At 70.0% G+C, this 11318-nt stretch carries 8 protein-coding genes; 2 read left to right on the top strand and 6 right to left on the bottom strand.

What is annotated here, in order from left to right; all coding sequences use genetic code 11:
* Positions 1–3 precede the first annotated feature (3 nt).
* Both ABH926_RS28850 and ABH926_RS28845 read right to left on the bottom strand, forming a co-directional pair.
* The gene (locus ABH926_RS28850) at positions 4–3051 is read right to left on the bottom strand and encodes a BTAD domain-containing putative transcriptional regulator (protein ID WP_370368967.1); all 3048 of its coding nucleotides are present in this window, start codon (positions 3049–3051) and stop codon (positions 4–6) included.
* A gap of 128 nt (positions 3052–3179) precedes the next feature.
* On the bottom strand, positions 3180–3677 hold the full coding sequence (locus ABH926_RS28845) for a helix-turn-helix domain-containing protein (RefSeq protein ID WP_370368966.1): 498 nt from the start codon (positions 3675–3677) through the stop codon (positions 3180–3182).
* Between the two features lie 435 nt (positions 3678–4112).
* On the opposite strand from ABH926_RS28845, the gene ABH926_RS28840 reads away from it, so the two are divergent.
* Positions 4113–4247 carry a hypothetical protein gene (locus ABH926_RS28840; protein ID WP_370368965.1) on the top strand — a complete coding sequence of 45 codons (135 nt, stop codon included), beginning with the start codon at positions 4113–4115 and terminating at the stop codon, positions 4245–4247.
* Positions 4248–4305: 58 nt separating this feature from the next.
* On the opposite strand, the gene ABH926_RS28835 is transcribed toward ABH926_RS28840, so the two are convergent.
* From ABH926_RS28835 to ABH926_RS28825, 3 genes are read right to left on the bottom strand one after another with little or no spacing between them, the layout of a single operon-like run.
* Complete coding sequence (locus tag ABH926_RS28835; RefSeq protein ID WP_370368964.1) at positions 4306–6399, bottom strand: hypothetical protein; 2094 nt, start codon at positions 6397–6399, stop codon at positions 4306–4308.
* Positions 6396–7313, bottom strand: coding sequence for a protein phosphatase 2C domain-containing protein (locus tag ABH926_RS28830; RefSeq protein ID WP_370368963.1), 918 nt, complete (start codon positions 7311–7313; stop codon positions 6396–6398). The genes ABH926_RS28835 and ABH926_RS28830 overlap by 4 nt, the downstream gene beginning before the upstream one ends.
* Entirely contained in the window at positions 7310–7990 is a 681-nt protein-coding gene (locus ABH926_RS28825) for a VWA domain-containing protein (RefSeq protein WP_370368962.1), read from the bottom strand. The genes ABH926_RS28830 and ABH926_RS28825 overlap by 4 nt, the downstream gene beginning before the upstream one ends.
* Positions 7991–8597: 607 nt before the next feature.
* Between ABH926_RS28825 and ABH926_RS28820 the strand changes: the two genes are divergently transcribed.
* Positions 8598–9596 carry a hypothetical protein gene (locus ABH926_RS28820; RefSeq protein WP_370368961.1) on the top strand — a complete coding sequence of 333 codons (999 nt, stop codon included), beginning with the start codon at positions 8598–8600 and terminating at the stop codon, positions 9594–9596.
* Here the strand turns inward: ABH926_RS28820 and ABH926_RS28815 are convergent.
* Positions 9593–11317: a serine/threonine-protein kinase gene (locus tag ABH926_RS28815; RefSeq protein ID WP_370368960.1), complete on the bottom strand. Its 1725-nt coding sequence runs from the start codon at positions 11315–11317 to the stop codon at positions 9593–9595. The two genes, ABH926_RS28820 and ABH926_RS28815, sit on opposite strands and share 4 nt — an antisense overlap.
* Position 11318 lies beyond the last annotated feature (1 nt).

The raw sequence follows: 11318 nt of genomic DNA, 5'->3' as shown, positions 1-11318 counted from the left end.
GCTTCACTGCTTCCAACGGGCCAGAGCGGCTCGTGCCTGGCTCACCTCGGGTGCAGCGCCGATCTGTTCGGCGATGCGGAGGGCCGACTCGTAGGCGTCGATAGCTCCCTGGGAATCCCCTGCAGCCGTATGCGCTGCTCCCCGCGCGAGGTGGATCTGCGACAGCCGCCGCTGATCGTGGGTCTGCTCGGCGAGATCGACAGCGCGTTGGATCTCTTGGCGCGCCGCGTCATGCTCCGCGAGGTTGGTGTGCGCGGTGGCCAGCAGAAGGAGGCAATCGATCTCTCCGCGAGACGAGCCGAGTTCCCGGAACTGCACCAGCGCGGCGCGCGTCGATGCCAGGGCTCGGCGGTGGTCTCCGGCGTTTTCGTAGATGGCGCCGATGTTGTGGCCGAGGACGGCGCTGTTGAGCGGGTCGCCGAGCGTCGTCGACAGAGTGCTGGCTTCGTGGAAGCAGACGAGAGCCTCGTCATTCTGGTCCGCTCTGCGGTGCATCTCTCCCAAATTGGTGAGGATGTCGCAGATGCTCGCCAGGTTGTTGTCCTGTCTGGCGATCTCCAGCGCGTGGCGGCTGAGGGCGAAGGCTTCGTCCCGGTGGCCTTGCTGAAACGCCGAGACGGCCCACTGGTCTTCGGCCACCGCCACCCGGCCCTGGTCGCCGAGGCTCTCGTAGAGGGCGGCCGCCGTGCTGAAGGCTTGGACGGCTTCATTGTGGCGCTCGAAGGCGTCGTGGGCGCGTCCGATCTGGATGTGTGCGTCTGCTTGTCCGTAGCGGTCGTCGCCGGCTTCCCATATGGCGAGCGCTGCGTCAGCGGCTTCCAACGCTTTGTCGACCTCGTTGGCGCGGACGAGAAGTCCGGCCTGGTCCGTGAGCAGGCATGCTGTGACGGTGTCCGGCTTGTCGCCGTCGCCGTCGCCGGGGGAGCGGGGATCAGTCGCACCGAGCAGTTCGTTGACGTGCTCAAGCGCCTGAGGCCAGCGGCCGCGCCGGTCCAGGTGCTGAACGAGGACGTGGGGGAGCAGCCCGACCTGTCTTCCACGGCCGAGCTGCACCGACCAGGTGGTGACCGCGGACAGATTGAGGTGCTCGGCGTCGAGCCAGGTGCGCGCCTGCTCGGCGGTGTCCAGGCGGACGCCCTCGACCTGGGCCGAAGGCGCCGGGTACGCCAGCTCCCGCCGACGTGGGTGCAAGGCGTGATCGGCACGCGCGGCGGCGGACGCGTAGAACGTTATGGCGCGCCCGACTCCCTGATGGTTGTCAAGGTTCTGTTGCTCATCGGCCTGGGCCAGGATGTACTGGCGGAGCAGGTTGTGCAGGCGGTAGCGGTGCGCGCTGGCGAGATTCAGAAGGCGGTGATCCACCAGCGCGTCCAGCCTGACGTCGGTGTCGGTGAGCGTCACGCCGGACATCGCGGCCGCCGCCGGCAAGCCGATATCGGGACCGGGGTGGGCCGCGATGTAGCGGAGCAGGTCGCGCAGCGTGCTGTTCAGTGTCTGGTAGGACATCGCGAACGCGGTGTGGATCGGGCTGGTCAGGGGGTCGTCGGCGAGCGACTGGGAGGTCGTGGACAGGCGGGAGACCAGATCCCCGACCGTCCAGACCGGCCGGCTGCGCAGATGGCCCGCGGCCACTGTGATCGCCAGGGCCAGGCCGCCGCAGCAGCGGGTGAACCGGACGAGGTCCTCGTCGTCCGGCAGGGTCCTGTCGGTGATGTGCGCCAGCAGCGCGGTGGCGGCGGAATCGGGCAGCGGGCCCAAGGTGTGCTGGCGGTTGCCGGGCGTCATGGTCAGGCGGCGGCGCGAGGTGATGACCATGACGGTGCCCGTGGTCGCAGGCAGCAGCAGCTCGATCTGTGCGGTGTTCAGGACGTCGTCGAGCAGGATCAGCAGGCGTTTGCCGTTGGTGCGCTTACGCCAGAGCGCGCCCAGGGCCGGCACGGTGTCGGCACGCGCCAGGTCGCGGTAGGGCGTGCCGAGCGCGTCGAGCAGTTGGGTCAACGCCTGCCGCGGATCCAGCGGCGGCATATGGGGGTCGTGCGAATGCAGGTTGAGTTGCAAAGCGCCATCCGGACATCGCGCGCGCAATCGGTGGGCTGCCTGGAGGGCGAGCGTTGTCTTGCCGATGCCCGGCAATCCGTCGATAAGGACCATCGCTCCCCGATTCCCGGAACGCAGATCCTCTGTCACGGCAGTGAGAATGCTTGAAAGTTCTTCTTCCCGTCCGGCCACGTAAGGCGGATCGGGGTCGAGGGTGTCGACGGCCCGCGGCGTGACCGGCTGGGCGGACGGGGCGGCCGGCTGGTGCTGCGCGGAGCCGTTGAGAAGACGCTGGTGCAGCATCCGCAGTTCGGCACGTGGATACGTGCCGGTCTCTTCGCGAAGCCGGGTCTGGACGTCCTGGTAGAGGGCCAGGGCGTCGCCGGGGCGCCCGGCACGGTCCAGGGCGATCATGAGCATCTCGATGACGCGCTGGTCGATCCGGCTGCCGGCGGCCAGCCCGGTCAGCTCCGCGACGGCGTCGTCGGCACTGCCACCGGTCTGCAGATCCAGCTCCAGCCGCTTGAGCAGCACACTGCGCAGCTTGTCATTGAGGACGCGCCGAATCGTCTCCACCCAACTCCCGGCCAGGCCGGCAAGAGGCTCCCCCCTCCACAACCCCTCGGCCTGCCGCAGCAACGTGCGCGCCGAAAGCGGATCCACCGCGGCATGCGCCCGAGCCTTCGATACCAGCAGATCGAAATGATGCACGTCGACCTGATCGGCGGGAACATCGATGCGATAACCGGCCTGATTGTTGGCGATGACCTCAGCCGCCTGCCCGCTCTCCCGCAACCGCCTCCTCAGCCGAGAAATATGGGCTTGCAATGTGGCACGGAATTGCTGAGGCGGATGCTCATCCCACAAACGATCGGCGAGCGTCTCCGCGGACACGGCATGCCCGCGCTCCATCAACAAGATCGCCAGGACTCCCTGTTCCTTGGCGGTGCCGGCGGTCTGGAAAGAATCTTGGCTCCTGATGATGCCGACGGGGCCGAGCACGGTGTACTGCATGGGTGCTCCCCTCACGCACTGCAGGACGTTGCTCAGCATCCATGGTTGCACCTGCTGTAATCGGGCTCCAGAGCTATTTCACGCCAAAAAATAAGGGCGGGGGAAGGCAGACTGGCGCGAAATCAACGTCAATCCGCTGATCCGACGTGGTCCAGCCTGACGGCACACTTCAGCCGGCCGGCCCAGGCGATCAGCGTGGCCGGACGGGGGAACTTCTCCGCGTCTTCCCAGCGCTGCACAGACGATCTGCTTACTCCGAGCAGCAGCGCCAGGTCGCCCTGCGACAGCTCTCGCTGTCTCCGGATGCTCTCCAGCGGCATTGTTAATCGTCGCAGTTCGTGAATCTCAAAGGGATCGTCGTCCTGCGACGCGACCGGCGAATGCGGTGTGTTCGTGAGCGGATCCACGATGGCCAAGCGGAATTCCAGGGCATTGGCCCAGTTGATCAAATGCCTGAGGCTGGGTGTGTCGCGGCCCTTCTCCCAGTCCCGCAGGGACCGGCTCGCGACGCCGACGAGGGCACTGAGGGTCAACTGGGTAAGGCCTGCGTCGTGCCTGGCGGAGAGCAACTGCGACTGGATCTCGTTCAGTCGTCGCCGCGCCCCCGTGCTGCCCCGCGGTTCCATTCCATACCTCGCATGTCCGCACCGCCGACATCCGCTCAAGAAGCGCCGATTTGGGCGAAAGGTCACGAAAGAGCACTGTGGCACATCTTCCCGCTCGAAGACGGTACGAAACCATACATACCTATGTCTGAGTATTCAAGCGGATGCGAACTGGGCCCGGACGTTTGCGGCGCCGGCTGGGTGGGCGACCGGAACGACCGTGCGCGCGGGCGGGGCACCATGGTGAGTTGATCGCTCAGTGACCGGGGTGTGCCGGAACTGTTAACAGCAGGATTGGTTCCGGACGGGTCTCAGGGTACATACTGCACGCCTGCGCCGAATCTGCAGCACTGCGTCGGTACCGAGTCGAAGCCGAGTCGGAAGCTACGGTCGCATTGATGGACGCTCGGCGAGGGTCGTCCCGAAATCCTGATGTCCCGTGAGAAATGAGAGCGCATGCGCAAGTTCATCGCGGCAGCAGCGTTGCTGTCCGTGGCCGCTGTTCTCGGCGTCGGCCTGGCCGGCGCGAAGTCGCACCACAACGTCGAGAATGCAATGTTCATAAGCCATATGTCCTCTCCTGTCCGCTGAAGTCGCACTTGCTCACGGTGGCGCCTCGTCCCGCTTGGTGACGAGGCGCCGACGTCGTTCACTGCTTCCAGCGCCAGCACACGGTGTACCCCAGATCGGGGAAGTCGGTCGGACGCCACCACTGCGCACCGTCGTTGCCGCAGAAGCCGGGGTCGTCATACGTGCCGGTGCGGCCGGAGACCACGACGTTCGAGTTCGGGCAGGAGTCGACGTTGGTGAAGGTGTCGCCGTTCTTCACGAGGCACTCGTTCTGTGTGGCGGTGCCCAGGGCGTCGGGGTAGTTCATCACCAAGCACAGCAGGACCTGTAGGCCCGAGTCGCTGTTGGAGTAGGTGTAGTCCTCGTTGCTCTGCGGCCAGGCCGGGCAGCGGCTCTTGTCCACGGTCTGGGGATAGCGGCCCACGACCTTGAAGTTGCCGGTCTGGCAGTCCTCGACGTCCCAGGTGCTGCCCGAGCTGTTCAGGCCGTAGACGCACTGTCCCGGCTTGGCCCAGTAGGCGGTGCCGTCGGCCTGGTAGCTCAGGCACACCACACGGTTGTCCGAGGGGGAGGCGACGCTTTGTGAGACGTCGTCGACGCTGTTGCAGGATTTCATGTCCGTGGTGTCGTCGAAGGCGCCGACGATTTTGAAGGAGCCCGGGATACAGCTGGACGAGGACAAGTTCGCGCTCGATGAGGTCGACGGGTCGCTGTCGTTGACGCAGTCGCCGATCTGCAGGGTCTTGACGAGGTCCGGCGGGGGTGGTTGCGGGGTGAAGCCGCCGGTGTCGCCCGAGGCGGTTCCGCCGCTCGAACTGTCGCCCCCGCTCGAACTGTCGCCGCCGCTGGAGCCGGTTGTGCTGTCGCCCCCGGTGGAGCTGTCCCCGCCGGTACCGCTTGTGCCGCTGGAGCCACCCGTGCCGCTCGACCCACTCGAACCACCCGTCGAACCGTAGCCGCCCGAGGTCGACGTCGTGTACGTGCTCCCGCTGCTGCCGCTGCTGCTGCCGCTGCTGCTGCCGCTGCTGCCGCTGCTGCCGCTGCTGCCGCTCGCGACCTTCGCGTTGTGGCTGCTTGTCAAGACGATCGCCAGCACGATCGCCAGGGCGGTCGCCAGCCCGCCGATCCGGGCGAGGATCTTCCCGACCGCCTTCTGCGCCGTGTACTGCGGCGCCGTCCCCGGTGTCGGCGATGTCGATGGTGATGGTGATGGCGACGGTACTGGCGGCGGAAGCTGCGGAACCGGAGGCGCGACGTGCGCGGCGGCGTTCAGCTGCGCGATCCAGCTCGCCGGCGTCGTCGGCCGCCGCGCGGAGTCCGCATCCAGGCTCGCGCGCGCCAGATCTCCCAGGTCGCCGCTGATCGCCTCGAGCCGCAGGGTGTCCGTCGTCGTCTGGTCGCCGGCCGCCATGCGGACCGCGAGCAGCCCGAACTTGTAGACGTCGGTCGCGCGGGTCGCCTTCTCCTCGCCGGCCGGTGCCTGCCAGTCCGGGGTCTCGACCTGTGGCAGGGCGCTGACACCGTGCAGGCGCATGGCGTCGCAGTCGATGAGGAAGAATCCCGGGTCCCGGCCGGTAGCGAACAGCAGGTTCTTCGGCGACAGGTCGCCGACCGCGATGCCCATGCGGTGCAGCCGGTCCAGGCTCGCGGCCAGGTCGGCCAGCAGTTCCAGCCGGTCGCGCGGGCTGATGGCCAGCCCGATGCCGGCGATGTAGGCCTCGTCGTTGAGTAGGAACTCCAAGGTGGCCAGGACCTGCTTCGGCGAAGCTGCGCCGGACAGGCTGCGCACGCTGAAGCGGAAGCGGTCGGGGACGGCGCGCATCAGGAAGCCGCAGACCCGGCCGGACCGCTCGACCACCGCGACCGGCCACGCCGTCTTCTCGCACAGCCAGCGCGCGTCGTCGGCGTCCAGATCGCCGAGCAGATCGACCATGGCACGCAGGGCGTCGGCGTCGAGCTGGGCGAGCGTGGCGGCGTTGTACTCCTTGTAGACGACCTCCCAGCCGCCGTCGACCGCCTCGTTGATCCGCCGGTTGGTGACCGCGTAGACCGTGCCCTGGCCGCCGCGGCCCAGCTCGGCGCCGAGGGCGAGGCCGCCGTGGTCGACGGTCCGGGTGCTACCGGTGCTACCGGTGCTGCCGGTGCTGCCGGTGTTGCCTGTGCTGCCGGTCATGGCGCCGCTCCAGCGGGTCCGGGCCAGACCGCCACCAGGGTCCGGTCGTCGTCGAAGGTCTCGCGGGAGAAGTCCAGGACGTGCGCCAGCCGCAGCGGGCTCGGCGGCACCGCGAGGTGGCGCGCGAACAGCGCGCCGACCCGGCCGTCCCCGTCGCCCAGCGGGTCCCCGAAGCCGTCGGTGCCGACGAGCAGCACCTCGCTGGGCGTCAGGTGCTCGGCGACCGCCTCGACGGCCTCGGGCACGTGCGGCAGCGGCACGACCGCGGTGGACACCAGGTCGGCCGCCGCGCCCGTCTTCGACCCGAACAGCGCGTGGTAGGAACCGGTCGCGCGGTCCAGCAGCCAGGCGCCGGAATCGCCGATCCGGAACAGCTGGACGTGCGGCCCGGACGAGTCCGGCTGGACGATCCCGGCGACCAGCGTCGTGGCGTACCACTGCGCGGCCACCGCCGAGGACTGCGGATCGGTGCTGCCGAGCCGCCACGCCACCAGCTGCCTCAGGCGCTCGGCGGCGTGGTGCGCGACACCGTCGAGGTCCAGCGGCCCGCCCTGCGACAGCACGTGCAGCAGCCGCTCCACCGCGGCCCGGCAGGCCTCCACCGCGCCGAGCTGGGAGTCGGTGGCGCCGGAGACGCCGTCGGCGACCGCGAACACCACCGTGCCGGAGGCCTCGTGCACGGCGATGCGCGCGCAGTCCTGCCGCGGCTTGCGGTAGAAGCGGTGGCTCGCCCCGCGCACCGAGGCGGAGCGGACCGTGAAATCAGGGGTCGACCACCCGTCGCACTCGGTGTCCGGGAAGTCGAACGCGAACTGGCCGGGCGGTCGCGGCTCGAACTCGGCGCCGGGGGTGTCCACGGTGATCCGGGGCCACGGCGCGGTGTCGTCGCCGGCGGCCAGGACGCTCGGGCTCACGGCGTGACCTCGTCCAGCACGATCGAGAAGCCCTCCGGCTTGGTCACCACCAGCTGCGGGTGGTCGGAGTTCAGCGCCTGGCTGGAGGCGATCAGGCTGGCGGTCAGCGCGTGGAAGAACTCTGAGATCGCCTTCCCGAGATCGGCGCCGCGCTGCGCGATGAACCCGAACTCCGGCCGGGAGGCCACCTCGGCGATGGTCTGGCGCTCGGCCGAGCCCATGCCGCAGGCGATGATGTTCGGCGCGGCCGGCATCCGCTGCCGGTCGGTCAGCCTGCCCAGCGCCCGCTTCCAGCCGAAGTCGGTGGGCTGGCCGTCGCTGAGGAAGAACACCACCGGACGGTGCACCTTGTAGCCCTCGTCGCGAAGGAAGCGCACATCGGTCGGGATGCGGCCGGCCAGATCGGAGAACGCCGCGCCGTAGTTGGTGCTGCCGCGCACCGTCACCCGCGGCAGGCTCGTCTCCTGCCGCATGTCGGCCACGGCGAGGTGCACCCGGACGTCGTCGGAGAACCCCAGCACGGCCAACCGCAGCTTGGCCGCCAGCATCGGCGCGGCCCGCAGCTCCTCGCACAGCGAGACCAGCCCGGCGGAGAGGTCGTCCACGTAGGGACCCATCGACGCCGATTCGTCGACCAGCACGTAGGCCGGCAGCAGCACACCTCTTGCCTCGGACATCCCGATCGCCTCCCTCTCGCCCGCCGCACGGGCGTCGCTGGGGAGCAGGCTAGGCAAACCGGCAGAGGACCGGTCCTGAGCGCGCCGACCTACGCTCGCCGTCAGAGTTCGCGTGCACTGCCGACTGGGAGGTGCGATGGAGCGCCCACTGCCGCTCTGGGAACGGACGCCGCGCTCCGTGCCGCCACCGCTGGGGGCGCCGCCGCCGGTCGGGTCCACGCGGCCGGCCCGGATCGGGGCGCGGGTGGATCAGGGATCGATGACGGCGGTGGCGCCCCAGCCCCGGACGCTGTGGGGAGCGAATCCGGCGAACGGGCACGGCCGATCGGTCGCGACCGGAAGGGTCTCCGGTGCGCAGCGGTCGGCGGGGGGCGACACCCGAATGCCGACTATCCCGGTCAGCCATTCTCCCGCTGGGCGATCGCCGGCCCATCAGCGCGGTCGCTTCGTGATCGGAGCCGGAGCGCTGGTCGCCATTGTGGCGTTCGCTGCGACGGCGATAGCGATGCGGTCGGGCACTCCGGCTTCGACCAGCATGCCGAGCTTGCCGCCGGTGTCGAGCTTGCCGCCAGCGTCGAGCTTGCCGCCGGCGGTGGGCGGACCGCCGGTGTCGAGCGCACCGAAGCCGCCGGCCGCATCCAGCCTCCTGTCGCAAGCCCTCGCTAACCTGTCCGGCCAGCAGCTGCTGCGCTACTCCGGACTCTCGCCCGACGGCCGCGCCTCCTGGCAGCTCACGATCGCCCCCGGCGGCCAGGCCCAGGGCGACCTCGATCTCGGCGACGGGAAGCTCGGCGTCCTCCAGGTCGGCGGCCGGACCTACTTCAAGGCCGACGACCCGGCTTCGGCCGGTCTCCTGGGGGAGCTGCCGTCCGGCGTGACGGCGGATTCGGTGCGGGGCGAGTGGGTCACCGGCGAGGGCGCCTTGGAAGCGCTGCTGCCGTCCGGCCTGGCCTCGGCGGGGGACCTGGCGGCCTCGCTGCGGTCCGCACTGCCCGCGCCGGACGCCGGCTTCCCGTCGCCGACCGTCCCGACCACGCTGGTGAACGGCGATGCGGCGGTGCCGGTGGCTACGTCGGCGGGCGTGCTGTACATCTCGACGACGCAGCCCTACCGCGTGCTCCGCCTCGTTCCCGCGACGACCGGCCCGGGGCAGCCGGCCGATGTCGAGACCGTGTCACAGAGCGCTGCGAAGGACGTCCTCGGCGGCCTGGTCGACCAGACCAAGGCGCTCGCCGGCGCGCTCGACTTCGGCATCGTCTTCCGCTACGGCCAAGAACCGAAGCTGAATTGCGCCCAGAACGCGTGCTCGGTCGAGGCGGACGGCGTCGTCGCCTCGGGCGCGGACCCGACCGGATCCGTCGTCGCCGACGTGACCGCGAGCGTGCGCGTGAACGGCCGGCCGGCGGGCCAGTGCGAGGTGGTCGCCGAGCTCCCGCTGGACCAGCCCGAGACGTTCCGATGTCAGGACCCTGACGCCGTTTCGGTGGTGCGGGAGCTCGGCGGCGGCGACGGCCTGAACGTCAGCGTGGACCTGCGATTCCAGGCGCGCGCGGACACCCGGCAAGACGTCGACGCCCTGGTCGCCGCCGAACAGAGTGAGCTTTAGCGCTGGACCGGGGTGGTGCCGCTCATGGCGTAGAGCGGCGAGCACTTCTCGTTGCTCTTCTCGTCCGCGTGCCACACGCAGACCTGCATGGTGTAGCCCTGGTCCGCGATGAAGCTCGTCTTCTCGGCATACTGCGACGCGCTGAAGGTGAGGGTCAGTCCGTCACTGCGGATCACTTCGGCCACACAGGACTGGTACAGCGAAGTGTTGAGCACTCCCGCCAGGTTGCCCGACCCGTCGGTGTCCAGCCAGGCTGAGCACTCGGCGTCGTTGGCGACGTAGTTGACGTCCACCTCGGAGTTCGAGACGCGTGCCGGATCGTCGGCGCTGTTGATGCCCGGGATCGACGAGGCGGTCGGGCTGGGGCCGGGCTTGGGAGCCGGGGGCGAACTCGGGGGAGTGCTCGGAGCCGTGCCGGTGGTCACGGGCCGTCCCGCCGAGCTGCTGCCACCGCCGCCGTTCTTCGACGACGAGCCGGGCCCCTGCGGGGTCGTGGTCCCGGAGCCGGGCCCGGTGGCGGTGTTCGACGACGTCCCCGCCGACGGGGTGGTCGCGCCGGGTGTGGTCGGTGTCGGCGGGCGCGGGGTAGTGCCGCCGCTCCCCGCCGACGAGGACTGGGTCCCGGCGATCGGCACGATGCCGATACCTGATGTCGGGGAGGACGCGTGTGCCGCACCGCCCCGATGAGACGAGGCCAGCAGCGCCAGCGCGCCGGCCACGACCGCGCAGAACGCCGTGACCGCCGCGAGCGGTATCAGGAAGCGGGGACGGCGTCGTTCCGGCTTGGTGCCGGCGGCTGTCTCTTGCAGGGGGCCGGGTTCCGGCTCCGTGTCCACGTCCGGTTCCGGCGGCAGAACGGTGTCGATCACGCTCACCGGCGTTGAGGCGAAGGTCCGGCGCTTCGCGATGCGCTCGGTCACTGCCGCCGGCCAGGACGGGCTCACGGAGTCGGCGTGCGCGCGGGCCGCGGCCACCAGGTCCGCGGCGGTCGGCCGGGCGTCGGGATCGGCGGCGAGACAGCGTTCGACGATTCCCGTCAGGGCGGCGTCCAGGGCGCGGATCGGGGCGATGTCGGGCTGGGCGCCGGGCAGCCGGACCGAGGCCGCGTAGACCAGGGTGGCGGCCAGCGAGTACACGTCCGCGGGCGCGGCCACATCCCGGTCGCCGGATTCCTGCTCCGGGGCGGTGAAGCCGCGCGTGCCCGAACTCGAGCCGCTGCGCGTCAGCCGGGACTGGTCGCCGGCCAGCGCGATGCCGAAGTCGATGAGCTTCACGCCGTCGCGCACCATCATGATGTTGCCGGGCTTGAGGTCGCGGTGCACGATCCCGGCCTCGTGGACGGCCTGCAGGTGCGCGGCGGTCTCGGCCAGCAGCAGCCACAGGGCGTCGGCGGCCAGCGGCCCGAAGGCGCGGACGGCGTCCTCCACGGTCAGGCCGGGCACGTACTCGGTCGCGAACCAGGGCTCCGGCGCGGTGCTGTCGCTGGCCAGCAGCGACGGCGCGACGCCGAAGGGGACCCGGTGCAGGATCGCGACCTCGCGGTTGAAGCGCTCGCCGGAGACCAGGCGCGGCTTCACCCGCTTCACCGCGACGTAGCGTCCTTCGCGGGTGCCGAGGAAGACCTCGCCCATGCCGCCGGCGCCGAGCACGCCGATGATGGTGAACTGGCCTATCTCGCGCGGGTCGCCCGGACCCACCGGATCGGCGACGTCAGTGTCCATC

The organism is Catenulispora sp. GP43 (assembly GCF_041260665.1).
GTDB lineage: Bacteria > Actinomycetota > Actinomycetes > Streptomycetales > Catenulisporaceae > Catenulispora.
The sequence above is the reverse complement of the archived record's forward strand: the minus strand, read 5'-3'. Positions and strand labels throughout refer to the sequence as shown.

Coding starts and splice junctions, on each gene's coding strand:
- ABH926_RS28835 (WP_370368964.1), bottom strand. CDS start 6,399: ATGACCGGCAGCACAGGCAACACCGGCAGCACCGGCAGCACCGGTAGC.
- ABH926_RS28825 (WP_370368962.1), bottom strand. CDS start 7,990: ATGTCCGAGGCAAGAGGTGTGCTGCTGCCGGCCTACGTGCTGGTCGAC.
- ABH926_RS28845 (WP_370368966.1), bottom strand. CDS start 3,677: ATGGAACCGCGGGGCAGCACGGGGGCGCGGCGACGACTGAACGAGATC.
- ABH926_RS28850 (WP_370368967.1), bottom strand. CDS start 3,051: ATGCAGTACACCGTGCTCGGCCCCGTCGGCATCATCAGGAGCCAAGAT.
- ABH926_RS28840 (WP_370368965.1), top strand. CDS start 4,113: ATGCGCAAGTTCATCGCGGCAGCAGCGTTGCTGTCCGTGGCCGCTGTT.
- ABH926_RS28815 (WP_370368960.1), bottom strand. CDS start 11,317: ATGGACACTGACGTCGCCGATCCGGTGGGTCCGGGCGACCCGCGCGAG.